General features: G+C 55.1%; 23 protein-coding genes and 2 pseudogenes. 15 read left to right on the top strand and 10 right to left on the bottom strand.

Translation table 11 applies throughout. The features are described from left to right. Positions 1-412 precede the first annotated feature (412 nt). The 4 genes and pseudogenes from V2L32_RS21035 to V2L32_RS00455 all read left to right on the top strand — a co-directional run. A pseudogene (locus V2L32_RS21035) lies at positions 413-712 on the top strand (EamA family transporter); the annotation flags it as partial. Between the two features lie 106 nt (positions 713-818). Then, positions 819-1,274 (top strand): DMT family transporter, encoded by a 456-nt coding sequence (locus tag V2L32_RS00445; protein ID WP_331232378.1) that lies wholly within the window; start codon positions 819-821, stop codon positions 1,272-1,274. A gap of 69 nt (positions 1,275-1,343) precedes the next feature. Continuing rightward, positions 1,344-2,027 (top strand): TetR/AcrR family transcriptional regulator, encoded by a 684-nt coding sequence (locus V2L32_RS00450; protein ID WP_331232379.1) that lies wholly within the window; start codon positions 1,344-1,346, stop codon positions 2,025-2,027. A gap of 239 nt (positions 2,028-2,266) precedes the next feature. Further along, entirely contained in the window at positions 2,267-2,773 is a 507-nt protein-coding gene (locus tag V2L32_RS00455; RefSeq protein WP_331232380.1) for a GNAT family N-acetyltransferase, read from the top strand. 22 nt (positions 2,774-2,795) lie between these two features. On the opposite strand, the gene V2L32_RS21040 is transcribed toward V2L32_RS00455, so the two are convergent. From V2L32_RS21040 to V2L32_RS00470, 3 genes are all read right to left on the bottom strand, one after another. Continuing rightward, positions 2,796-2,864: a hypothetical protein gene (locus V2L32_RS21040; RefSeq protein ID WP_409348367.1), complete on the bottom strand. Its 69-nt coding sequence runs from the start codon at positions 2,862-2,864 to the stop codon at positions 2,796-2,798. A 107-nt stretch (positions 2,865-2,971) separates the two neighbouring features. After that, positions 2,972-3,262, bottom strand: a complete 291-nt coding sequence (locus tag V2L32_RS00465) for a PadR family transcriptional regulator (protein WP_331232381.1) — start codon at positions 3,260-3,262, stop codon at positions 2,972-2,974. A gap of 795 nt (positions 3,263-4,057) precedes the next feature. Continuing rightward, positions 4,058-4,621, bottom strand: a complete 564-nt coding sequence (locus V2L32_RS00470; protein WP_331232382.1) for a TATA-box-binding protein — start codon at positions 4,619-4,621, stop codon at positions 4,058-4,060. 174 nt (positions 4,622-4,795) lie between these two features. On the opposite strand from V2L32_RS00470, the gene V2L32_RS00475 reads away from it, so the two are divergent. From V2L32_RS00475 to V2L32_RS00490, 4 genes and pseudogenes are all read left to right on the top strand, one after another. Further along, positions 4,796-5,011: an NAD(P)-binding domain-containing protein gene (locus V2L32_RS00475; RefSeq protein ID WP_331232430.1), complete on the top strand. Its 216-nt coding sequence runs from the start codon at positions 4,796-4,798 to the stop codon at positions 5,009-5,011. A gap of 66 nt (positions 5,012-5,077) precedes the next feature. Then, positions 5,078-5,908, top strand: a pseudogene (locus tag V2L32_RS00480) (IS5 family transposase). Between the two features lie 120 nt (positions 5,909-6,028). Beyond that, positions 6,029-6,442 carry an NAD-binding protein gene (locus V2L32_RS00485; RefSeq protein ID WP_331232383.1) on the top strand — a complete coding sequence of 138 codons (414 nt, stop codon included), beginning with the start codon at positions 6,029-6,031 and terminating at the stop codon, positions 6,440-6,442. 409 nt (positions 6,443-6,851) lie between these two features. Further along, on the top strand, positions 6,852-8,192 hold the full coding sequence (locus tag V2L32_RS00490) for an amidase (RefSeq protein WP_331232384.1): 1,341 nt from the start codon (positions 6,852-6,854) through the stop codon (positions 8,190-8,192). A gap of 640 nt (positions 8,193-8,832) precedes the next feature. On the opposite strand, the gene V2L32_RS00495 is transcribed toward V2L32_RS00490, so the two are convergent. Together V2L32_RS00495 and V2L32_RS00500 are read right to left on the bottom strand one after the other, a co-directional pair. Further along, positions 8,833-10,038, bottom strand: coding sequence for an acyl-CoA dehydrogenase family protein (locus V2L32_RS00495; RefSeq protein WP_331232385.1), 1,206 nt, complete (start codon positions 10,036-10,038; stop codon positions 8,833-8,835). A gap of 273 nt (positions 10,039-10,311) precedes the next feature. Further along, positions 10,312-10,887: a fumarylacetoacetate hydrolase family protein gene (locus V2L32_RS00500; RefSeq protein WP_331232386.1), complete on the bottom strand. Its 576-nt coding sequence runs from the start codon at positions 10,885-10,887 to the stop codon at positions 10,312-10,314. Positions 10,888-11,621: 734 nt separating this feature from the next. On the opposite strand from V2L32_RS00500, the gene tcuA reads away from it, so the two are divergent. The 4 genes from tcuA to V2L32_RS00520 all read left to right on the top strand — a co-directional run bounded on the left by tcuA (position 11,622) and on the right by V2L32_RS00520 (position 17,347). Continuing rightward, a complete protein-coding gene (tcuA, locus tag V2L32_RS00505; protein ID WP_331232387.1) occupies positions 11,622-13,028 on the top strand; it encodes an FAD-dependent tricarballylate dehydrogenase TcuA in 1,407 nt (468 codons plus the stop codon). Further along, entirely contained in the window at positions 13,028-14,158 is a 1,131-nt protein-coding gene (locus V2L32_RS00510; protein ID WP_331232388.1) for a 2-methylaconitate cis-trans isomerase PrpF family protein, read from the top strand. Before tcuA ends, V2L32_RS00510 begins: the two co-directional genes overlap by 1 nt. A gap of 756 nt (positions 14,159-14,914) precedes the next feature. Next, entirely contained in the window at positions 14,915-15,424 is a 510-nt protein-coding gene (locus V2L32_RS00515) for a MaoC family dehydratase (RefSeq protein WP_331232389.1), read from the top strand. A 696-nt stretch (positions 15,425-16,120) separates the two neighbouring features. Then, positions 16,121-17,347 (top strand): CaiB/BaiF CoA transferase family protein, encoded by a 1,227-nt coding sequence (locus V2L32_RS00520; protein WP_331232390.1) that lies wholly within the window; start codon positions 16,121-16,123, stop codon positions 17,345-17,347. A 67-nt stretch (positions 17,348-17,414) separates the two neighbouring features. On the opposite strand, the gene V2L32_RS00525 is transcribed toward V2L32_RS00520, so the two are convergent. The 5 genes from V2L32_RS00525 to V2L32_RS00545 form a co-directional block, all read right to left on the bottom strand. Next, positions 17,415-17,840, bottom strand: coding sequence for a universal stress protein (locus V2L32_RS00525; RefSeq protein ID WP_331232391.1), 426 nt, complete (start codon positions 17,838-17,840; stop codon positions 17,415-17,417). Between the two features lie 116 nt (positions 17,841-17,956). Beyond that, on the bottom strand, positions 17,957-19,612 hold the full coding sequence (locus V2L32_RS00530; RefSeq protein ID WP_331232392.1) for an aldehyde ferredoxin oxidoreductase family protein: 1,656 nt from the start codon (positions 19,610-19,612) through the stop codon (positions 17,957-17,959). 73 nt (positions 19,613-19,685) lie between these two features. Beyond that, positions 19,686-20,834 carry an iron-containing alcohol dehydrogenase family protein gene (locus tag V2L32_RS00535; RefSeq protein ID WP_331232393.1) on the bottom strand — a complete coding sequence of 383 codons (1,149 nt, stop codon included), beginning with the start codon at positions 20,832-20,834 and terminating at the stop codon, positions 19,686-19,688. A 144-nt stretch (positions 20,835-20,978) separates the two neighbouring features. Next, positions 20,979-21,824: an HpcH/HpaI aldolase/citrate lyase family protein gene (locus V2L32_RS00540; protein WP_331232395.1), complete on the bottom strand. Its 846-nt coding sequence runs from the start codon at positions 21,822-21,824 to the stop codon at positions 20,979-20,981. Positions 21,825-21,959: 135 nt separating this feature from the next. Continuing rightward, on the bottom strand, positions 21,960-22,997 hold the full coding sequence (locus V2L32_RS00545; protein ID WP_331232396.1) for an LLM class flavin-dependent oxidoreductase: 1,038 nt from the start codon (positions 22,995-22,997) through the stop codon (positions 21,960-21,962). A 119-nt stretch (positions 22,998-23,116) separates the two neighbouring features. On the opposite strand from V2L32_RS00545, the gene nthB reads away from it, so the two are divergent. Genes nthB through V2L32_RS00560 form a run of 3 tightly spaced genes read left to right on the top strand, consistent with a single transcriptional unit; the run spans position 23,117 to position 24,872 of the window. Beyond that, positions 23,117-23,830 (top strand): nitrile hydratase subunit beta, encoded by a 714-nt coding sequence (nthB, locus tag V2L32_RS00550; RefSeq protein WP_331232397.1) that lies wholly within the window; start codon positions 23,117-23,119, stop codon positions 23,828-23,830. Next, positions 23,827-24,504, top strand: a complete 678-nt coding sequence (gene nthA / locus V2L32_RS00555; RefSeq protein ID WP_331232398.1) for a nitrile hydratase subunit alpha — start codon at positions 23,827-23,829, stop codon at positions 24,502-24,504. The genes nthB and nthA overlap by 4 nt, the downstream gene beginning before the upstream one ends. Then, entirely contained in the window at positions 24,501-24,872 is a 372-nt protein-coding gene (locus V2L32_RS00560) for a nitrile hydratase accessory protein (RefSeq protein ID WP_331232399.1), read from the top strand. The genes nthA and V2L32_RS00560 overlap by 4 nt, the downstream gene beginning before the upstream one ends. The last annotated feature ends 7 nt before the right edge of the window (positions 24,873-24,879 follow it).

The raw sequence follows: 24,879 nt of genomic DNA on the forward strand, positions 1-24,879 counted from the left end.
CTCACTGGCGTGAGACCGCCGTCTTTGTTCGACTCAATGAATCCATTACTCTAGTCTCGTTCGTTTTGCTCCAGAAATCGAGACAGCAATCAGGAGCGATGGGAACTACCGACTGTGCCTTCGCATTGTCGTTGTAATCACCAAGTACGAACGTGGAGACAATCCGGGAAGTACCGTGATCACGGTATGAGAATTCTTCTATGACACCCTCACACGGTAAGCAAAGATTCTTCGAGATTGAAACTGTGAATCGGGGATCGCTGCATATGCTGCATCTCAGGTATCAAATATGAAAACTGCGTGCTATATCGACTACCAACAAGCTAATTAATCGGTTAGTTAGAAGGAAGATATGGATTCACGGTATCGCAATGCGATGTTCTTTCTCATTGCAGCGATCCTCACAGGCGGGATGTACGTTGCAAACAAGGCAGGACTCACGTATCTCCCACCTGTTTTCTTTGCCTCACTGCGATTTCTCATCGCTGCAGCGCTCCTTCTCCCGTACGTTGCTCTTCGCTCGGAACGGCTCCGGCCACGAATGCACACGGACTATCTTACGATTCTCGCCAGTGGCGGGCTCGTGGTCGGAGCGGCAAATGCCTTCCTTTTTGTCGGCCAGCAGTACACGACGAGCGCAACGGCGGCAATTATCATCAGTCTCAGCCCGATTCTCACTGTCGGCCTCGCAGCAGCCCTTCTTCCAAGCAGCCTTCTCTCATGGCGGGGTGTGTTTGGAGTCGTTCTCGGACTGGTTGGGGTCGGTATCGTCGCACAAACGAGTCCTTCGAACCTCGTTCCAGTCACGATGCTTGGGGATGGGGATTCTCTTTCTCGCTGCAGTAGCGCTCGCCGTCGGTGGTGTCGCACTCAGTTACCTACAGGGTTCGCTCTCTCCGCTTGCTATTACAGCTTGGGCGACGCTCGTTGGTGGGATCTCAATGCTCATGCTTAGTCTCGCTCTTGGGGAACAAGTAGCAGCTATCTCCTGGTCACGAATCGCACTTCTTGCGATCGTATTCAACGGGGTCATTGCGACGCCAATCGGCTACATCGCGTATTTCAGCCTTCTGGACTCCGTAGGTCCCATTCGAGTGAATCTCATCACGTACGTCTCCCCGGTTATCACGGCAATTCTCGGATGGCTTCTTCTCGGAGAGCAGTTACTACTACAGACACTCATTGGGTTCACCATCATCGCGACGGGTTTCTTTCTCATCGAGTACCGAAGCCTCACACAGGAGATGGCTCGGCTTCGCCGTCCGTTCCCGTAGACGAATGTCGCACGAGTCCTCGCCTTACGTCGGTGGGCTTATAGCGCTAACTAACCGATTAATGAATCAATGAGCTTCTCTGAGGATCGACAACAACGAGCGGGGTCTGCTGAGACTCGGGCGGCAATTATGGAGGCGACTCATCGAGCACTCTGCAAGTACGGGTACGCTAACCTCTCGATTCAGAAGATTGCCGACGAGTTCGAAATGACGACTGCTGTTTTACATTACCATTACGATACTAAAGAGAACCTCCTTGCGGCGTTCCTCGAATACTTACTGGACAATCTCGTCGACGAATATACAGCACAGTTTGATATTGAGTCGATCGAGAATCCACGTGATCGACTTCTCGTGATCATCGATGCCCTTCTCGTCGTTCTCGTCGGTATTGACGATCCAGATCGACCAATTGAGCGAGTAGATGACCGCCCGCCACTTGGTGGTGAGGAACTCAGCATGGCACTGTTAGAGTTGCGGGCGCAAGCCGGTCGGAACGAAGCCTTTCGCAAACAATTCACCATCAACTACGACTACGCCTGGGATCTGATGGTTGCAACGATCGAAGAGGGCATCGAGCAGGAAGTCTTCCGCGAGGTTGACCCCGAACAGGTAGCAACGCTTCTTCTTGCAACAATGCTTGGCGGACGAGCCTATCACGTCTCGCTCACGCACGACGATGTCGCTACCATGGTGCGGAATGCGCTCGTCGATCTCATCCTCGACGATCTGCTCATCAAACGTAAGGACTGATAGGGATCATCGTAGGAGTTCATAATTCCTTGATCACGAATCGAACGACACCAGTGAGATCTGTGCCTGAGAGATCCGGTGGCTACGTGATTCTTATGAGCTCGCCCGCCTCTACCCCGTCACTGTAAGTGTTCGACTCTGGAACGAAAGTGTGCGAAACCTTTACAATGTTTCTAACTAAATGGTTAATTAGATACGATGGGCGAGCTTCATTCACAGCTCATCGTTTCGGAGGATCCATGTCTGAGATTCAAACTGGATACATTCCTGGCGCCCTCGGTTGCATCATCGAACTTCACGAAACCTATTACAGCGAGTACTGGAATCTCGACTACGAATTCTCCCGTGAGGTAGCAGTCGAACTCGCGGAGTTCCTCGGCCGGTACAACGAAGCCGACAATCGACTTTGGTTAGCGATGAGTGACCCGAACGATGAGGGCGAACAGGAAGTCATGGGATCGCTCGTCATCGACGGCGGCCATTCCAATGGCGAAGAAGGCGCGCGCATCCGCTGGGTCATTCTCGCGCCCGAACTCCACGGACAGGGTCTCGGTCGTGAGTTGATGAACAGAGCAATGGCGTTCTGCACGGAGGCAGGTTACGACAGAGTGTATCTATGGACGTATGAGGGGCTCGAAGCGGCGCGTCAGCTGTACGAAGAACACGACTTTATACTCGTTGAGGACGTCACACGGCACAATTGGGGACCCGAACTCACGTACCAGAAGCTGGAGCGTACCCTCTAAGCTAAAGCGAAGTGTATGGTGTCTAAATGTGTCTTTCATTGATAACTCGCGCGATGATCTCCTTCTGGATTTCGCTGGTTCCTTTGTGGATTGAGGTGAGCTTCGCGTCACGTTAGAGTCGCTCGGCGTCGTGGTGGCCCGTATTTCATACTGCAAACTCGAGGTCCTACGCGTGTAATAGCAAGATTCGGTGATCGATTAAGCTTCGGCGAGCATCGACCGCACGTACTGATTTTCCCAGTCACAACGCGCTTCGAGCTCGCGTTCGCCCCGATCAGTGAGGACGTAGGTGTTTTTTCGCCGATCGAGCACTTCTTTCGAGACGAATCCTTTGTGGACGAGCGCGTCGAGGTTCGGATAGAGCCGCCCGTGATGGACCTCCGTCGCGTAATACTTCTTTATCTCGTCTTTGATTCCAAGGCCGTGCGGATCGCTTATTCCCTCGATGACGTAAAGCAGGTCACGCTGGAATCCGGTGAAGTCATCCATACTACAGTTACAATAATATCCAATGTAATTGTTGTGTGTGTCTATCAAATCCCCTCTACAACTGGCGAGTGCTCCCGCTCAGAAGGTGAGAGTGAGAGAGGATGATGACCCTAATGACATTAGGCGTCAGAAAGCCCCTCTCAGAAGGGAGTAGCTGAGGGCGAGGTAAAAAGCCAGCGCCTTCGCCTTGTGTAGTGGCTCTATGGCTCGCTCATCGTACACCCGTATGATAACCCCATCGAGACGATAGAGGAGACCGCTGAGCTTGGACGATCCGTTAGACGCCACTTCAAAACGAGGAAGTTCAGCGGGACGCCCAACCGAAGAACAGCCAGACGTCGCCGTGCGTGTCTCATTGATGGCTGGAAACGCTACCACGCAAGGAATGTTGTGCAAGGTGCGAAACCTGTCGTCAAATCCTGACGTAAGTTTCCGCCAGTCGGCGGCCCCCGACTACTCTAGACGGGCTCACCGCTCGTCGGGAGTGGTATGGAAAGCAACCACGGCGGAAGGTGGTTGCGTCTGAGATCTCGCAGGGGGGATGGTTCCCTTTTCGGGCACCCCCTGCGTCTCACACCACGTTCTAAGAAGCCAAACATTTTTCATCGAAGATATAACGTGAAAACAAACATCTCGAGGGATCATTAACTACAAATTTTCGACTGCGAACTACTGGGGGGATTTTCAACTATTAGATTGCCCGAAAAACTGTTCAGCCACGCGATCTCTAAACCCGAACACTCACAGTCGATCGCAGATCGCAGACCGATCATGCTGTAATCCTATCGATCAACCTCAGACACCGAATAATCCCAGCTCTCTGAGTTCGTCACAAACCGTCGTGATAGCCTCCTCAGCGTCCTCTGGACGCTTGCCACCGGTGATGACCAGCTTTCCACTCCCGAATAGTAACGTTACAACACTCGGTTCGTCCATTCGGTAGACCAAACCAGGGAACTGCTCCGGTTCGTACTCGACGTTTTCCAGTCCAAGCCCAATCGCGATCGCGTTCAAATTGAGAGACGCACCGAGTTCGCCACTCGTCACCACATTCTGGACAATGATCTCCGGTGTATCCGGAACGGTCAAACCCAGATTTGAGAGCTCACCGAAGGTAATCCGGATCACTTCTCGGACTTCGCTGCGTGATTGGGCACCCGTACAGACGATTTTCCCCGATCGGAAGATCAGTGCCGCGGCTTTCGGCGACGAGGTCCTGTAAACGACCCCAGGAAAATTATCGGGATCATATGAAACTCCCTCTAGATCGTTCGCCAGCGTCTCCAAATTGACCTCCTGGTCGATGCGAGTGGATGCAACGACATTCTCGGTATTGAGCGAAGCAACCGGGTCAGTCATGATACGGAACGATAGACGAATCTATGGTATAAATCACGCTATTAATTTCACAATCATAGATTGGTTTTATATGACTAATTTGGCGATTAGATGACAATTACTTATTACGAATGGTGGGAACACCCCTCTTTGACGGTATCAGGATTCATTGGTCTCGGAACAATGGGTGGCCCAATGGCTTCCCACCTTGTTCGAGACGGTCACGAGGTTGTAGTCGTCGACCAGCGATCGGAAGCATTTGCTGCGATTGAGCCAGTGGGTGGAACGGGTGTTGAATCAGCGCAAGAAGTTGGAAAACGGGCGACTGTAATACTGTTATCTCTACCCGGCCCGCAGGCAGTCAATACAGTCGTAGCGGACCTAGAGAGTACCCTTAACCGGCTGTGTTGAATCACTAGACGGCGTCAGGATAGGTCGCTAAATCAAAGGAGTTGAAGCGGGAGAGTCGAGTTGTCCATGACCCAAATCTCCCGCTTCATTGGGGAAGTTGTGCCGGTCGCTCAAAGAGTCACTGGTGATAGAGACGAATCCGCCGACCCGAAAGGTGACGGCGGATTCGCCGACTATGCCCTCGTTTCCCTGCACTGTCTGCGGATTTACCTCGATACATCCTACCGAATGACGAGTGACCTGCTCAAGGAGATGCCATAAATAACCGGGGAGATCGGCCTTAACGCGGCTGATCTCCCCTCACCATCTACGTTGTGTAAGGTGTTCGACCGGATCAGTATGAGCGTCTGTCGAGTGTTGCTGCGCCAGTCGGCGCAGCTACACGATCCCTCCGAACACGGCGCGATAGACGCCACATTCTACGAACGGTCAGCGGCAAGCCGCCACTACTGCCAGCGAATAAGCTACCGCGTCCAGAAGCTGAAAGTCACGAAACTCGTCAACACAGACACTCAAGCCGTCCTTGACGTTCACTGTTCAACGACCTGAGAAGGAAGTGACGCAGATCTCGTCGAGCAGATCGCCCGCCGGAACGCGGGCGATCTGCGGTCTCTGGCCGCTGACAAGGGCTACGACAAGCAGTCACTCCGCAAAGCCCTCCGGGAACTCCGCATCAGACCACTGATCAAGCATCGAATCTCCGCACCGTACGACCACGCGCATAACGCCAGAATCGACGGACAGCGCTACAATCAACGCTCTATGACGGAGACCGTGAACTCGGCTGTCAAGCGCTCGCTCGGCTTCGCCGAGCGAGCGCGGTCTTGGTTCCGTGAGTTCCGAGAGATCGCTCTGATGTGTGTCGTCTACAACATCAAGCGAACCGTGAAACAGTGAATTCCACCGCCTTATGACGATTCAACACAGCCCCTTAACCCCGAGTCGGTCCTGATCGATATGACCACCTAGACACCCAAGACGACGCGAGCGATAGCCGAACGTCTCGTAGATAGCAATGTGACTATTCTCGGGGCGCCGGTCAGTGGCGGCGCCTTCGGCGCCGAGAGCGGGACCCTTACTATGATGATCGGTGGTGATCAACCGATATTCGAAGAGGTGGAGTCTTATTTGGATGCGTTTACTTCAGACACGTTTTGCGTCGGTAATAATCCCGGGTGTGGCCACGCGGTGAAGCTGCTCAACAATTACCTTTCGAATACGGCGATGGTCGCTACTTCCGAAGCAATCGTGCTTGGGCAGCAGATCTGCCTCGATATCGATACGATGTGTGAAATATTCAACGTCAGTACCGGGCGCAACTCCGCAACAGAAGACAAATTTCCCGAATACATTTCGGTTGACCGTGGCGTCGGTTTCGCCCTCGGGTTAATGAAAAAACCTTCAACTACTTCCCGAATTCGCCGAGGATAACGCAATGCCGCTCCTACTAGCGAGCGGTGTCCGAGATCAGGTCGGACGGACACGAGTCCAGTACGGCGAAAATGGCGAAATGACCGACGTCTACTCCTATCATTTAAACACAATAATGACCGCCGAAGGCCGTCGCTAAGTACAGCGAACTCCACTAAGGAATGGCTCTTCTTCTTCAATTTAACTTTGAACGAACCAGGAGGAGGACGATTGCGAACGTGAATTCGTATTAATTTCTGGGTTCTGGGAGGCACCGTATTTGAAATCCCCATTCATACATCAGTAGATTAAATTCTTTGGGGAATTTGCCCCAACATTCAAGTACTTACACAGAGTGGCCAGCTACTGAGAGAGATAGCTATGTCACCACCTGCAAATACACAAATAGGTATCTTACCCGATAGTGAGGATGAATCAACGACAAGTAAAACTGAATGCGATCATGACTAACCACCGTGGTAATATGATTTTTGATGCCCAGCTCGACCACGATGCAAATCAACTTCGTTCCGATGATATCACTGTTTCGGACTATTTAGACAATGTAAAAAATCGATTTGAGGAAATTGAACCAGAAATTCAGTCATTTGTAGAAGAGGCCCAAAGGTGGGAACGTGTACAAGCATCTGCTCAAGAGATGGTCAATCGATTTTCGAATATTGAAGATCGTCCGCCACTTTATGGGATTCCTGTGGGCGTCAAAGACATTTTTCATGTCAGTAGTTTACCTACAAAAGCTAATTCAAGTATTCCACCTGAAGCTCTAACAGGAACTCAGGCAGAGACAGTAACCAAATTAAAGAGAGCAGGTGCGCTTGTATTGGGAAAAACAGTTACGACTGAATTTGCTTATGCACACCCAGGACCTACACGCAACCCTCACAATATAGATCATACTCCTGGTGGGTCAAGCAGTGGATCTGCAGCAGCGGTAGCTAGTGGTCTTTGCCCCCTTGCATTAGGAACCCAAACAGTAGGATCAGTCATTCGACCTGCAGCTTTTTGTGGAGTAGTTGGTTTTAAACCTAGCTTTGGGAGGATTTCCATGCAGGGGGTGATTCCTTATGCAAAATCACTTGACCATGTGGGATTCTTTACACAGGATATTGCGGGTGCTCGGCGAACAGGTTCCGTTTTGATAGATTCTTGGAATGCAGATACTGAGGGGAGCTTGCCCCGGATTGGTGTCCCCGCTGAAGAATATCTCTCCTACGCAAACGAAGAGGGAATCACTGCTTTCAAAGATCACATAGAGTTACTGGCTGACGAGGGATTCAATATATTTTATTTGAATATTCTGGATGATTTTCCCACTATAGTCAACCATCACACAACCGTAAAGTCATCTGAAGCGGCACTTTCACATCATAGTCGATTCGAACAATACCAAGACCATTATTCTCAAGTATTAACTGAACAGATTATAGAGGGCCGATCACATAACATCGAAGATCTTGCAATAGGTCGTGCGGGGAGGATAGAATATCGAAAAGAAATTCAAAGCGCTATGAACAAGGCAAACGTTGATATTATCCTGTCACCACCAGCGCGTGGTCCCGCGCCAGAAGGAATTGACGATACTGGAGACCCGATAATGAACCTCCCTTGGACATATGCTGGCCTACCAACCGCGACGATACCTGTCGATAAAATTGATGGCCTACCTTTAGGGATCCAATGCACAGCTCGATTTAATAAAGACGAACAATTATTCGAATGGGTGGATGAAATCTATAGGTCACTTTCCTAAACAGCAGGATTATTGTCGTCATGATTCAACTAATTATTCGCCATTTAATCATTGAAAAATATCAGATGAAATGTGTAATAACTGTGGCCAGATATTAAGTAATGATAATCAATGTTATTTTGTTGGGCATCAAGTTATCAGATTTATAGTGGGCAAATATATTCGTGAATTGTAATTATTCTGCTTTGTTTAATGGCTATTGCGTGGTAGTTGAAGGTTCACAGAGCGTTTCTATGTTAATGATGGCGAATATGAAGACAAGTACGTGGAACTGCGATACCGGTCCAATACTCGCACAACAACACTGAGAAAGCCCTTCGTCGTTGTATACGAGCTATTAGCTATCCTGAGCTGAGCATTGGCATTCACCCAAATAAGCGCGTTGTGTCCTTTCGCAAGTGATCTCGGTTCACGTTGTAAGATCAACGGTTCAACACCAAGAGCGTAGAGTTTTGAACTTAGTGTGGCAGTTATGAAAGACTTTGTCGTCAGCCACGGTCAGCAGGTTGTCTTCGTTCTGACGGTCGACCAGCAACCCTGTTATCTCGACTGAAGAACAAGCCGAAGCATGCCGATCCTTAGTCGAGTTTGACAGCTAGTATACACACAAGGAGAATATCAAGTGTCGTGTTCGTGATATTCAGAATGACCGGGGCAATCCAAGTGCTTTCTCGCTAACATAGTTTAATGCGAGCTCCTGAGATATTGGCGCAATACGAGCGATACGAGCGTTTCGGAAGTAGCGTTCGACATCGTACTCACGAGCGACGCCGAACCCGCCATGAGTTTGCACAGCAGCGTCGGCCGCCGTGAATGCAGCATCCGCCGCGAGAAATTTCGAAGAGTTCGCGAGGATACCGACTTGCTGTCGTTCGAGTTCCTCTATCATTTCCGCTGTCTCGTATACGAGTTCTTTCGCTGCGAGAGTGCGCATATACGCCTCCGCCAGTGGATGTTGAATTGCCTGATTTTTTCCAATGGGGCGGTCGAACACCTCGCGCTCGTTGGCATATGCAGCGGCACGGTCGATCGCGAGTCTCGCGTGACCGATGCATTCTGCAGCGATGACTAGCCGCTCGTCATTGAGCCCATCAAGGAGATAGTAAAAGCCTTCGTGCTCTTTTCCAATCCGGTTTTCGACTGGCACTCGTAAATCTTCAAGCCAAACCTCAAAGGAGTGCGAGAGATTGAGTGCAGTTTTCGATATCGGTTTCATTTCAATCGCTCCCTGGGCTTTCGCGTCCGTCATATCGACGAGAAACATCGAAATTCCGTCAGTCTTTTTCGTCGCCTCTTCGGGTGGTTTCGTTCGTGCGACCAACAACATAAAATCGGATACATCGAGACGCGAGGTCCAAACCTTTTGTCCGTTAATCACGTACTCGTCGCCATCGCGCTCCGCACGTGTGGTGATAGCTGTCGACTCGGATCCTGCATTCGGTTCCGTGAGTCCGAGCGCCTGTACTGTCAGCTCGCCCGATGCGAACTTCGGCAGGAGCTCCTCACGGAGTCGTTCGTTTCCGTGCTCCACAATCGGACGGGAGGTGTATATCGCTCCATGGATCGCCTGACAACCGCCAAACCCGGCGCCGCTAGCAGCGATCTCTTCCATCATAACTACCATTTCTTTGGTGCCGACTCCGCTTCCCTCATACTCTTCAGGTATTAGCGCGCCGAGCCAGCCATTCTCCGCCAGTAAATCCGCAAAGTCATGTGGATACTCGTTCTTTTCTTCATGCTCACGCCAGTATTCGTCCCCGAATTCTTCGCAGATACGACCGATCTCACGCTGAATGAGTTCCTGTTCCATGGACAGTGCTGTGAAATCCCACGTTACGGCGGACATACACACTCGAACGAAACCCTCGATAATTAATGTACCGTTGCCCAACATTCACACGTGCAAAGCCGGAACGATAACACCGGGAAATAGAATTCCTTTTGAACGGCACTGATTCTCTCTATCACCACTTCCGACGTGAAGTCAGAGAGTTTTAAGAACGGAAACATGACTTTAGTCAAGTAGATTGATTCTGCAAAACTGCGCGAGCAGCTTCGCGTCCAACATTTCGTTTTCGTTACTTTAAGCTAAAATCTGGATAGAATCACTGAACGGTAATCACCGTCCAGTGGCTTCGACCGTATTCTCGAGCTTGCCAATCCACTCTATTTCTACAGTAACAGTGTCTCCACCTTCGAGTTTAATATCCTGAAAGGTACCGACACACTCCGGAGTTCCAGTTGCAACGAGATCGCCTGGTGTAAGCTCGACCCAACTCGAAACGAATGCCACCAACTCCGCAACGGATTGGATCATCATTTGCGTATTGTCATCCTGGAGTGTGTCGCCGTTGACGTGAGAAGCGATCTCGAGCGATTGCGGGTCATCAATCTCATCGATGACAACGTACGGGCCGGCTGGCGTCGTGTTCGTCATTGCCTTTCCGGAGAACCAATCGATGAGGTTGTCATCACCGACTTGAAATCCGAACTGGAGATCCCTTGCGGACGTGTCATTGAGGATCGTGTACCTGGCCACGTAATCGAGGACTTCATCCAGAGATACGTTGCGAGCCGATTCGCCGATGACTGCGGCGAGTTCTGCTTCATAGTCGATCTCCTGTGTGACATTGGTGTGGTAGGCGATCGGTTGCTCGTTTCCGACGAGGGTTTGTGGAAGTTCTAGAAAGATCAACGGCCATTCTGGAACAGCGATATCCGACTATTCTGCGTGCGCTTCATAGTTGAGTCCAGCACAGAAGATCGTGTTCCGGTCGGTCGTTAGTGGCAAATATTCTATTCTCGACCGGTCGAACGTTTCACCAGTAGCAGTGGCTGCGTCAGCCGGACGTGATAGGGCGTCCCGAAACGAGTCGAACTCGTTCGTTACACCTCGTACCTCACTATTTTCGAAGACGCCGATTCGGTCCTGGCCCACTACGTTGAACCGTCCCAGTCGCATGAGTGTATTATCATATTACTCCATATTAGTCCTTCGTATATTACTTAAAAAACGGCACGGTTTGGACGAGGAGTTCCTCGACGGGCGTTCGGTTGTCGAGCGACTGTGCGGGGGATAACAATTGTAGTGGCAAGCGAAGTAAAGAAACCTGTGTCTCACGCATTGTCGATTGTTCCACCAGTAAGTATGGAGGCGGTCGGTACGCATAGCAAGCGTTTGAGACCACCTTTCGACCAGGTGTCCCTCCGAATAACAGAGTCGACCGATCAGACCTAATTGAGAGAGAGCAATATCGAACAGTAACAGCAGGGTCACCGACCTAGTACTCGATCCATTTGGCGAAATGGTCGGCCTTCGCCCGTAACTGTTCGCCGCGGTCTTTAGCGGTCAGCCTCTGTATTGGTCTCTGATAATTGTCCGAGGAGACGAAACGTCTATCTGGGTCGGCTCTCAGTTTCCTCTCGAAGATGGACGTAGTCAACGATCAGGACCTCGTGGTCGTCGGGTGTGGTATCGCAGGACTGAGCGCAGCCAATCGCGCAATCGAACTCGGGTTGGACGTCACCGTCCTTGAGAAATCGCCGAAAGAGCATCGTGGCGGGCACACCCGATTCAGCGAGTCGTTTCGTGTCGCGTCGACGGAAGCGGACTTAGAGCCCTACGGGTACGAGTTCGCCATCGACGACTACTCGCCCGATGACTTCTACGACGACATCATGAAGCAGACGAACGGCCGGGCCGACGACGAGTTGGCGCGGACGATCGTCGACGAGATCGGACCGACGGTCGAGTGGTTAACCGAACGGGGGGTGTCGTGGGATATGGAGCCGCTCAACGTCGGCTACACCGTCGCTCGGACGTTCTTCGACGGCGAGGAACTCGTCGCCGAACTTGTCGAGGCAGCCGAACGCGACGGTGCCTCGTTCACCTACCGCGCCGAAGCACACGAACTCCTCTTCGATAGCGGGACAGTCGCCGGCGTCCGCGCGCGCACCGACGACGGCGACGTCAAGTACAAAGCTGACGCCGTCGTCGTCGCCGCCGGTGGGTACGAATCGAGCGAGGAGAAACGCACCCGGTACTACGGTCCCGATTACGACGCGATGAAGGTCCGCGGGAGCCGGTACAATACCGGTGAAGGGATCGAGATGGTCCTCAAGGCTGGTGGTCGAGCTACCGGCCAGTGGGGAGGAGCCCACATGGCGCTGATCGACAGCGAGTCACCGAAGTACGAAGGCGGTGCGAACCGGGTCGACGGCTATCAGTACGGCGTCCTCCTGAACAACGAGGGAAAGCGCTTTTTCGACGAGGGGGAGGACGCACGCGCACACACATACGCGAAACTCGGTCGAATCATCTTCGAAGAGCCCGGCCACGAGGCGTTCATCGTGATCGATGACTCGCTTACCGAGCACATGCGAGCGACCGGTCCGGGTGACTGGGTTACGGGCGACACCATTCGAGAGGTGCTCGCGGAACTCGGCTGCGAGAACCCAGAACAGGGCGAGCGAACCGTCGAGACATTCAACGAGGCGACCGACCCCGGAGAGTTCGACCCGGACTCGTTGGACGGAAATCGGACTGAGGGGCTGGACCTCGAGAAGACCAATTGGGCATTACCTCTCGATAGCCCGCCCTATCACGGTTATCGGGTCACTGGTGGCATCACGTTCGGCTTCGGCGGTGCCGCAACGGACACGCAGGCACGAGCGCTTGATACGATCGGCCGGCCGATTCCGGGCGTTTACGTCGCGGGGAACACGACCGGAGGGCTCTTCTTTGACAACTATCCGGGGGGGACGGGACTGGCGAACGGGACGGTCTTCGGTCGGATCGCGGGCGAGAAAGCTGCGGAGTACGTCGGAGTCGAGTGATGATCGGCGATCAACGGACCGTCGAGTGTTCGCTCGTCCGTGGCGGAACCAGCAAGGGCGTATTTATTCGGCGGGACGAACTCCCGGAGACCGACCAAGACGAAGTCGTCCTCTCATTGTTCGGGAGTCCGGACGACAGACAGATCGACGGCCTCGGCGGGGCGACGTCGACGACCTCGAAGCTGATGATCGTTGAGTCCAGCGACAGAGATGGCGTCGACGTCGACTATACATTCGGACAGGTAGCGGTCGATGAGCCGGTCGTCGATTACGGCGGGAACTGCGGAAACCTCACCTGCGCGATTGGCTCGTTCGCTGTGGACGAGGGGATGGTCGATTTCGACGCGGACACAGACGAAATGACCGTCGAACTGTACAACACGAACACAGGCGCGGAGATCACACAGACGGTCCCGCTCAGTAACGGACGGGCGGCGAGCGTGGGGGAGTTCAAGATCCACGGTGTGCCCGGGACCGGCGCCCGGATCGACACGACGTTCCACGATCCGGCGGGCGCGGTGACCGACGCACTGTTCCCGCTTGGCGGACCCACAATCGATCTGGCGGTCGACGGCGAGACGATCGAGATGTCCGTCGTCGACGTGACGACACCTATCGCGTTCGTGCGGGCCGAAGATCTCGGCCTCACGGCGACCGAGGGTCGCTCAGAGGTAGATGGAAACGAGGAACTGCTCGCCAGGCTCGAACAGATCCGTGGGACGGTCGCGGCCGAACTCGGGATGGTCGACGACCCAGACCGTGCGTCGGTCGTGACCCCCGGCTACCCGAAACTCGTGTTCGTTGCCCCCCCGACGGACTATACGACGCCGGAGGGTGGTGACGTCAGAGCCGACGAGATCGACATCGCCGCACGCTACATGAGCATGGGGAAGCTGCATCCTGTCTACGCAGTAACGGGCGTCTCGTGTACGGCGGCGGCAGCGCTGCTCCCCGGCACACTTCCCGAGGAGGTTGCGTCACCGTCGAGCGGGATGGTTACGCTCGGGCACCCGAAAGGAACGATGGCGGCGACTGCAGAGGTTGATCCCGACGCTCCGTCGGTCGACGCCGTAACGGTCTACCGGACCCAGCGGCGACTGATGGACGGATCCGGCTACTACCGACTATAGGTCCGACCGAGTTTGGGCTCCGTCAGTACGTTTATCTCGATCGCCATTCGTCCTCACGTGAGATCGACATACACTTGATGGGCACTGATAATGATACCTTGCTAAACCACCTAAGCATGATGAAAACGTGGGATGGCGAAGGCTGACAACTAGACCGCGTTTGAATAGGCATGGCACTGTTTGGTCTCCGTGCATAGGAAGCAGCATCGTGGACCGAAGCCCGACTGTCTGAAAAGCTGCGCAGCGTTGGAATTCTGAGCGGGCGTGTACTACTAGAACGGATAGCCCCGCTAGTAGGTTTGGAGGCAGTCGGTGTACTTCGCTAGCGCCTGGAACCATCCCTCAATCAGATGGCGATCAACCTAATCAAACCGACCGCGCAATCGACACTGCGCGAGAGCGGTTAAGTAACACATGCCGTCAACTAAAAATACAATCTCCGAACGGTCGTAAGAGGTGCTGGCGAGCGAAACAAAGTCGACGTTCCACACACCTACTTGACCGTCCCTGTGGAATCGCGAAACCATTTAATGGGTTTTGTCTGCCCGGATGGGGCCTGACCGCCCCGCGCCAGGAACTCGCCGGTCTATCGAACGGTCTCGATCTGATAGGGATCATCGTAATAGCTCATAATTTCTAAATCTCGGATCAAACGACACCGGAGAGGTGAAATCCCACGAGATCCGATTTGCTTCGATGACCCCTATGAATTCGTCGAAGAGTTTATGTCCTCGGGCTGAATCCTCAGGCGTGCACATGGTTCGCAATGTGATCGAGGTTGGTGAGAATCGCTACCGCGAGGACTACGGGAGGTATTATGAGGACTTTACCCCCGGAGACGTGTATGAACACCGACCGGCGCGAACGATAACACAGACGGATAACATCTGGTTTACACTATTGACGATGAACACCCATCCGCTGCATTTCAACGACGCCTACGGCGAAGATACGGAGTTCGGTGAGTGTCTCGTTAACTCCGCGCTGACCCTTTCAATCGTCGCTGGGATGAGCGTGAGCGACGTTAGCCACAAAACGATTGCTAATCTCGGCTGGCGAGAGATCAAAATGCCGAACCCGGTCTTCCACGGCGATACCCTGTTTGCAGAGAGCGAAGTTATCAACAAGCGATTAAGCGAATCTCGTGAAGGCGACGGCATCGTCACCGTCAAAACAACCGGTACAAACCAACACGGTGATGTGATCATGGAGTTCGAACGAAGCATGCTGATTCCGACTCGGGAAAAAGGGATTCCGGGCGAGTAGCTGCCCCACCGGTTCGAATTCGGATTTCGTGTCGACCGACTAACCAACTACCGAGCGTCAGCGAGGTTACTTCATTGGAGCGCTACGGCAGCGAGCGATCACGATCTGTGCAACTCATCCTCGAACAAGTTGTCTAAGAACGCACAGCAAGTGGAGCCGGTGTCTGGCGCTCTTCGATTGTGTCCTCGATAACATCCGGATGGATAATCAGCTCGTACGCGACCGCTCAAGGATACCTACCGTTAATTTCCGAATCGGGGCTTCGCCCGCTCGAGCGGGTAAAACGTTCCGTTATGTGGGCACTGCTCTCACATTCGGCCTCGCGACCAGTTCCGGCGCCACCGTTCGCGTCCTTTCCTGCTACCCCATAGTGAGCCCGCGACAACAGCGATTTCGGGCATTTGGACTGCATTACGACGGTAAGCGTCCTACAATGTGGAAAGATTGAACGAGTACAGCGCGTCGCAGCCGGCTAATTCGGTACTGAATTACAGCCATACGGCAGTAATATATGTGATTTCTGATAAATAGAACGATTATTTCGTCCCGTAACACGGAATTATCGCCGTACGACGTGTCACCATGGGCTCGCGGACGAAGTGGAGAATCTTGACGTTTACTCGCTCGGTTTCGGCTGACTGGGGCGCACTCTACTGTACACGCAATTTATATGACGGCAGGGCATACCTCGCCGTAATGGGCAGAAAGCCACTCGACGGCGTCACCGTCGTCGACGTTTCACAGTGGGTAACCGGCGGGTTCGCAACGTTGATGTTGGCAAACCAGGGTGCAGAGGTTATCAAGATTGAACGCCCCAACGCCGGGGACGATATCAGGTTCTCCGGCCCACCCTTCGTCGAGGGAGAAGCGCCGTACTACTGGACGGTAAACTACGATAAGAAGAGTCTTGAGCTTGATCTCAAGAGCGAGGAGGGGAATGCGATAGCGAGGGAACTAATAGCGGAGGCCGACGTCTTCGTCGAGAACTTCAGACCGGGAAAGATCGAGCAACTCGGACTAGGGTACGATAACCTGCGAGGGGAGAACGAAGACCTCATTTACTGTTCAATCTCCGCGTTTGGACAGACTGGACCCCTCTCTAACCGCGCCGGCTTAGATCTACTCATTCAGGGGATGTCCGGGGTGATGAGCGTCACAGGAGAGGAAGATGGAGAACCGGTTAAGGTTGGCTTCGCCGTAACCGATCTGATCACCGCGATGTGGGCAGCCTTCGCAATCGTGAACGCGTTAAATAGCCGAATCAAAACTGGCTCCGGCGAGTACATTGACCTCGCGATGCTCGATTCAGTGATACCGTGGTTGACCAAGCAAGCTGGGAACGCATTTGCCGGCGAAGATACCAGGCGGATGGGGAGCCGAGACCCGTTGTACACGCCGTATCAAGCCTACGAGGCGAAAGATGGCTACATCATCTTAGCTTGTGGGAACCAGCAAACGTGGAACCAGTTGTGTGAAGCTCTTAGCCGCCCCGACCTCGTCGACGACGAGCGTTTCACCTCGAATCCGAAGCGGAACGAACACGCGGACGACCTCGAAGTGGAACTGGAAAGAACGCTCCGTGAACACTCCGTGGATTACTGGGTAGAACTGCTCGCGGGCGAACACGGGCTCCCGGTAGGTCCACTACACTCCGTCGAGGAAGCGCTCAAGAGCAAGCAAGTCTTATCTCGCGAGATGATCACGAAGTTGGAACACTCGACGGCCGGCGAGCAACCGGTCATAGAGCATCCCACCAACTATCGGAACGCCGACAACGGGTTCGAAAATCACGCACCAGTGCTAGGCGAACACAGTCGAAAGATCCTAAAGGCGCTTGGATACTCTGACGGCGAGATTCAGTCCCTAATCGACGCCGATGTCGTCGGCGAAACTGGAGTCGAATCCGGTGATACCACCACATAAGGCAATGTGTCCGATCCATGAGCCCGAGACGGTCCGTGGATCGCCGGACCTCGATTATGACGCTGTGTCACTTGACGAGGACGGTCACGGGTCGGTCGGCCGAGAGAAGGACCTGCTGTGAAACGCTCCCGAAAATCGCTTTCCCGACCGGACTTCGTCTTCGACCGCCCATGACGATCGTATTGGCGTCTATTTCGTCGGCAACGTTCACGATCACATCGGCCGGCGTTCCGTGTTCGAATCGTCCGACGGTATCGATCCCGTGCTCCTGAAGAAACTCCACTAGCACTTCGACGGTCTCCGGCAGATCGTCCTCGTCGAACAGGTCCGTCGAATCCACCTTCCCCATGCCGTCAGCCGCATTGAACTCCTCGAATACATTTAGTATCACGACCGAGAGTTCGTCAGTGGTGCTGGGAATGTCGGTCACGAATTCGGCAGCCCGATGACTCAGTTCCTCGTTCTCGTCGATTGGTAGTAGCACCGTAAACATGGTAGCAGTCAATGCAATGGCCCGTAATAGGATTTTCTGTAACGATCGGGCCGTCCCGCATTGGAACTATCTTATCGTTTCGGCGTCTCGATGAATTACCGTAGACGATTGATCGCTCACTTCGTATCGCTCACTTCAGGAACGATTCCGTCGTTTGTCCAACCCCGTTCGCTGTAGTATTCGTCCAGGGCGGCCTCGAGACCGTCGATCTCGTAAGGGAGTTTGTCGTCAGCTCGGTCAAATCCACGGCGATTATTGAACCTGCGCTCGAGGTCGACGATCTTCGCACCCGCCTCCAGTAGGACGTCGTACTCGGTTCCGAACAGGCGTTCGAACCGCTCGTCGGACATGTAGCTGTTTGCGAATCGACACAGTATCGCGGAGTCCTTGACGGCTTTCAGGTTCTGCAGTTCGACCAGCAGCGGAGCCTTCCCCTCGAGGCCTTCTGCCGGAATCGTCCCCTCGTACTCCAGGTTGTGCACTTTTGAGTACATGTGATCTGCGCCGCGATTTGCCGTCGCGTACCCGAGGGCTCGACCATGAAGTACCCGGCCATCGTGGCCGGGGAATTCAAGCCCCTTCACGGTCCAGTTCTTCACACCCAGGTCCTTGTGACTCCTGTCGACACCCTCGGCGAGTTGATTGCCCACACCCTTTCGATAAGCGATTTTCTCGATCAGCTCGTGGATCAATGCTGTGTCGCCGAACCGGTCGGTTGCCTTCAGATACGCCCCGATGGAGACGCCGGCACTAATCGTGTCCAGACCAAGTGTATCGCACAACTCGTTCGATTTCATCACGTCGACGATATCGTCGACGAGCAGGTTGCTTCCGAACGAAAACACTGTCTCAAACTCCGGCCCCTCGGTCTCAAGGCCTGTTTCCTCGTCTCTCGTCGGAAGTTTGCACGCGAAGGCACAGACCGAGCACGTCCCACGTTTGTATTTCTTCGACTCCACGGCGGAGCCATTGATCCCATCGACGCCTTCGTCGAAGTCCATCCGCTCGAAGTACTGCGTCGGTAGCGAGAACATGTCGTTTTTCAAATCCACCCCACCGGTCGTTCCCTGCCGTTTCATAATGTGGTCTTTCGTCGCCGCGTCCTGGTGAATGTCCATCGAAGCGGACTCGTCCGGCAAAGGGATCGTCGGACGAGAATCGCCGGCAAATGAGATTGTTTTCACGTTCTTCGATCCTAGTACGGCCCCCAGGCCGCCGCGACCGAACGCCCGCGAATTGGACGTCATCAGTGAGGCGTATCGAACGGCGTTCTCACCTGCCGGTCCGATAGTCACTAGATGATCGCTCTCCAATCCGTGGCGTTCGTCCATAACCATCGACGTTTCCGGAATCGTCGCCCCTTCGAGATCGGGAATCGGTTCGAACTCGACCCCGTCGTCGGTTACGTATATCGCCAGTAGTTCGTCGCTCTCTCCGACAAGTTCAACACACGAGTAGCCCGCATCCGCGAAGTTCCGCGACAAGTATCCGCCCGCATTTGTGGAGACAATCCCGTTGGTCAGCGGGGAGAGGGAGGTCGCGTTCATTCGGCCAGTGAAGCTCATTTGGGATACCTGAAGAGGTCCCGATGACAGGTAGAGCCGGTTTCGTTCGCCGAGCGGATCGGCGTCGACCGGAATTCGATCGTATGCGAGTTTCGTTGCCACGCCTCGACCGCCAATGAATGCTTCGAGAACGTCGTCGATTCGACTCGTAGTCCACGATCGCTCGCTGAGATCTATCGTGAGGAGGTCGCCAGTAGCGTGAAGCATTATGCGTACGATCGGATGAAACCAGCATAATTGTTTTGTGCTGACGGACGTTCTTGAGTCACGATCGAGCGCTTCACAGCGCTGTCTCGAGGATGATCCTCGCGTCGGATTCCGAGATCGATCGCGGATTCGTTTCGAGATGTCGCGTCGAGGTAACGGCCATCGACGCGAGATCGTCGAGATCGGCCGCCGTAGCGCCGTATTCCCGGAGCCCGTCGTCCAATCCGACATCGGATCGGAGCCGATGGACGCCTTCGAGGAACGTCGCCGCCTGAGTGCGTCGATCACCCGATGCACCGTACAGCCGCGAGCCAAGGGCCGCGTACGTCGAAACCGCGGCCGGAAGGTTGTACTCGAGTACCGACGGCATAACGGCCGCGATCGCTACACCGTGCGGAATATCGTACAGTGATTGCACTCCGTACGCCATAGCGTGTATCGCAGCCTTCCCGCCATTGACGCGGCCGGCCATCGCCATCATCGCTGCTAACGCCATCCCATCTCGAGCGGTAGGCGCGTCGGCACCGTTGAACGTAGCCTCCCGGAGATTTGCTTCGACAAGTGCCATGGCTTCGGAACACAGCGCGTCAGCGAACGGGTTTGATGAGGTTGAGATCGCCGATCCAACGGCGTGTGCGAATGCATCGATTCCCGTCGACCGTGTAATCGAGGGCGGCAAGTCGTCGCTGAGCGACGGATCGACGATCGCTACGTTCGCGAACACGTTTGGATCGATGATTCCCTTCTTTTCGTGACCGTTCCGGTCGTCGACAACGACTACAGCCGGGGACACTTCCGCTCCCGACCCTGCCGTGGTGGGAAGCAAAATCGTCGGCATACCCGGCTTAGGGACATGTCCACGACCGAACGGTTCAGACTCGAGTTCCGGGTTTTCGAGGAGGATCCCTACGGCTTTCGTCACATCCATCGAACTGCCACCGCCGACTCCGACGAGCACGTCTGCCCCGGATTCACGGGCGGCAGCGACGGCCGCGTTGACGATCGAAAGCGTCGGATCGGGCTTAACGCCGTCAAACACGTCCACCTCGAGACCGGCGTCGCGCAAGGATGTCGTCACCGGATCAACGACGCCCAGTTGAACGAGCGAGTATTCGGTGAGGACGAGTGCACGGGTACCGAACGAATCCGCGTGGTTTCCCGCGTTGGTCGCCGCGCCACGGCCAAAAACGATCTGGGCAGGTAACTGAACGTCGAAGGACACGCTTCGGGTAGTATTCGACTGCGGTAATCCGTTCACCATATATGGTATTCTGATCCGAGGTGTATCACCTTTATGATGATCATATAATATTTAGTGGGCCGTCCGGCAGCCACGCTGCGAATCGTCGGAGCACCGATCGGGCGATTACACTTCGTCGGCGGCCTCGGCGAGGGAAATGATTCGTCGCGCTTGCTTGACGAGCGGTGGATCGATCATTTGCCCGTCGACCTTGAACGCGCCCTTTCCCAACTCGCTGGCGTCGCGTTCAGCTTCGATCACCTTTTTGGCCCACTTGATGCGGTCGGCGGGTGGCGTGAACGCCCGATTGATCGGTCCGACCTGCGAAGGGTGAATCGCAACCTTGCCATCGAAGCCGAACTGAACCGCGCGCTCGGCATCCCGCCGGAACCCCTCTCGATCGTTGATATTGGTGAACACCGTATCCAGGGCATGGGCCTCCCCAAACGCAGCGGCCGTGACAACCCGTTGGCGTGCGTAGAGGATCTCGTCCCCCTCCGGCGTCCTCGTTGCGCCCAGTTGCGCCGCGAGGTCCTCGGCGCCAAGTCCGAGCACGTCGACGTACTCGGAGGCCGCGATTTCGGGAGCGTTTACGAGCCCGCGACCGGTTTCTACGATCGCAGTTACGAACGCGTTTGAGCCGGTCGTCTCGAGTAGGGAGCCAAGTTCGAGGGTGTCTTCGACTGACTCAACCATCGGGAGGGCGATCATGTCAGGCTCGGAGTCACCACCTGCGATAGCCTGCAGGTCGGTCTCGCCTCCGTTTTCGAGCCTGTTGATCCGAACGCCAACCTCTGTCTCCGTGCTCACCTCCGCGAGGATATCGCCGGTCACGTCGCGAGCGAGAGATTTTTCCGACGGGGCGACGGCGTCCTCGAGGTCAAAGACGACGGCGTCAGCTTCGGACGTCAGCGCCTTTTTCATCATATCTGGCTTATCCCCGGGAGTGTAGAGCGTTGATCTCCGTACCATACGGAGGAGTCTCGGTCGGGGATGAAATAGATTAGTGTCCTCCTGAACCGTCGCCAGTCGCCCTGCGCATCGAATTGGCGAGGTGTAACCGCCTTTCAGCCCCGTTACCCGGGCCTCGAAACCGGCCCTGTCGGTTCAAACGTAGGGAACGACGTCGTCGCCGATGCGCTCAATGCACTCGATCGCCACCTCGTGGTCCATCCCCGGCCAATGGAGTCGCGGAATTATGTACTCGGCCTCAAGGTCCTCCTCGTAGCGCTCAATCTCAGCGCACACTTCCTCGGGCGTTCCGAGCAGAAACCGGTCCTCAGCGAGTTGTTCGAACGGTTTGTGGAGATCGCGTTTGTCCTCCATCGCCTCGTCCTGTCCCCAATCGATGTATGCCTGGTACTTCGAGAATAGGTGCCCGCGAGCCGCTTCCACCGCCTCCTCGTGGCTATCCGCGACGAACATTTCGCGAATGATCGGAACTCCCGTGTCTGCGCCCTGACCTTCCCTGATCTCGTCGTACTCCACTTTCAGCTCCTCGATCTCCGCGATTGTCGAGTGCGGGTTGACGAACCAGGCGTCGCCCGACCGAGCGGCCCGTCGGACCGCGGGTCGAGCATTGGCGGCGATCCAGATCGGCAGTCGCTCGCGCGGGCGGGGAGTGATTGAGACCCCATTGACGGCGTAGTACTTGCCATCGAATACAACGTTCTCCTCGGTCCAGAGGTGCTTCAGTAGTGTAATTCCCTCTTCGAAGCGGTCCACGCGCTCCGACTTCGGGACGCCGAAGCTCTCGAATTCGACGTCCCGATAGCCGATTCCGACGCCGGCGATCACGTTCTCGGCGAGAGCGTCAAGCGTGGTCAACTGCTCGGCGATCTCCACGGGATGGTGAAGCGGGAGCAACACGACTCCCGTTCCGACGCTCATCGATCCCGCCTCGGCCGTCAGGCGAGCGAGCAGAGGGAGTTGCTGGAGTTGTACGTAACTCGAGAGGTAGTGTTGCCCGGTCGTGATCATGTCGACGCCGGCTTCTCGAGCGGCGACCGTCTGGGCCACCAATCCCTCAGCCAGTTTCTCGGGGGAGCCTCCTGCACTGGTCTGGCAATTGAGATACAGCCCGAATTTAATTACTCCTCGACGGATGGCCTGCAGTTGCAAATGCGTTGTGAAACTGGATCCCAAAGCGCATGGTCGGGTTCGCCGACCGATGGGGACACACCTGAGAACGATTAGTCACCCAGGTTTCGCTCCGTTAGACGCACCGATGAAACTATTTTGTATCGAGGGCCGAATGTACTGTCATGAATGGCATCCATGACATGGGTGGAATGCACGGGTTCGGCGAGATCGACGTCGACGACGCGAGCTTTCACGACGACTGGGAACGGGCGGTCTTCGCCGTCGAGAAACTCCTCCGGTACCAGTCGATCTACGGCATTGACGAGAAGCGCCACGCCATAGAGCGAATCGATCCGGAGACCTACCTCAACGTGAGCTATTTCGAGCGGTGGGCGCTTGGAAGCGAAACACTTCTGCTCGAGAACGGAACCATCGACCAAAACGAGTTGCGAGCCGCGGTCAACCGGGGAGACGGAATCAATCTCGTCGACGACCGCGCGACGGACAGGTCGGGCGACGGCGAACTGGTCAAACTGACTCGCGACGGATTTCGACAGGACGCGGCTTACGACCGCGATCCGATCGAACCCCAGTATAATCTGGGCATGAGGGTAGTCGTAAGAAACGACCACCCCGCCGGCCACACCCGCTGTCCTCGATACGTCCGACGAGCACGCGGAACCATCGAGGACGTGCGCGGAACCTACGTGGTCCCGGACGAAGCTGCACACGGTGAGGAGGTCGCGGAGCCACTATACGCCGTTCGCTTCAACGCGAACGACCTCTGGAACGACGACACCGATGGCGACGCAATCTACGTCGATCTCTGGGAGCGGCACCTCAAGCGGGCGAGCGAGACGACAGCCGGTCGCGCCGCGACGGAGGACGAGCGATGAGCCGCGACCACTCGAACGAGGACGGGCACGACCACGTCCACTCGCACGAGGAGCACGGGCACTCGGGCGACGAACACAACCACGCTCACCCCGAGGACGCGCCCGACGAGCTGAAATCTCGAACGCGAGCGCTACAGTCGCTTCTGCTCGAGAAGGGGCTGATCAGTACCGAGGCAGTCGACGAAGTCCTGCGGCTGTTCGAAGAGGAAGTCGGGCCGATGAACGGCGCACGCGTCGTCGCGCGGGCCTGGTCGGATCCCGACTTCGAGGGGCGCCTGCTTGACGATGCGAACGAGGCGCTATCGGAGTTCGATTTTGCGATCGGCAAGCAGCATCTCGAAGTGGTTGAGAACACGCCGACGGTTCACAACACGGTGGTCTGCACGCTTTGTTCGTGCTACCCGTGGTCGATACTTGGTCTCCCGCCGACCTGGTACAAATCGCCGCAGTACCGCTCGCGAATTGTCCGGGAGCCCCGGGCCGTCCTTTCAGAGTTCGGGCTCGAATTAAACCCCGAGATTGAGGTGCGGACGTGGGACTCGAGTTCCGAGGTGAGATATATGGTGTTGCCACAGCGTCCGCCGGGAACCGAGGGGCTCAACGAGGAAAAGTTAGCGTCACTGGTGACGCGGAATGCGATGATAGGTGTCGAACGGCTCGGGGGTAACCCGTGAACGAAGACGCGGTGCGCGCGACGCTCGAGGAGCTGGTCGACCTGCCGAACGGGGACTCCGACAGAGACGTCACATTCGACTCCCCTGCGCAGGCCCGCGCGTTCAGCCTGGTCGTCGCGCTCACGCGGACAGAGGGGTTCGAATTTATCGAATTCCAGCGACGGCTCGTTAACAGAATTTCCGAGGACGATGGCGCCCTCGAATCCGAGGTCGAAGAGACGTACTACGCCTACTGGGTAGACGCAGCCGAATCCCTGCTCGTGGATAGGGGACACGTCTCGTCGGCGGAAATCGAAAAGCGTACGCGAGAATTTGCTGCCGGCGATCGAGACGCCTCGGAGTTCATTATCGGCGACCGAGAGCACTGAAACAGCC

The sequence above is a fragment of the Halalkalicoccus sp. CGA53 genome (assembly GCF_036429475.1).
Taxonomy (GTDB): domain Archaea; phylum Halobacteriota; class Halobacteria; order Halobacteriales; family Halalkalicoccaceae; genus Natronorarus; species Natronorarus salvus.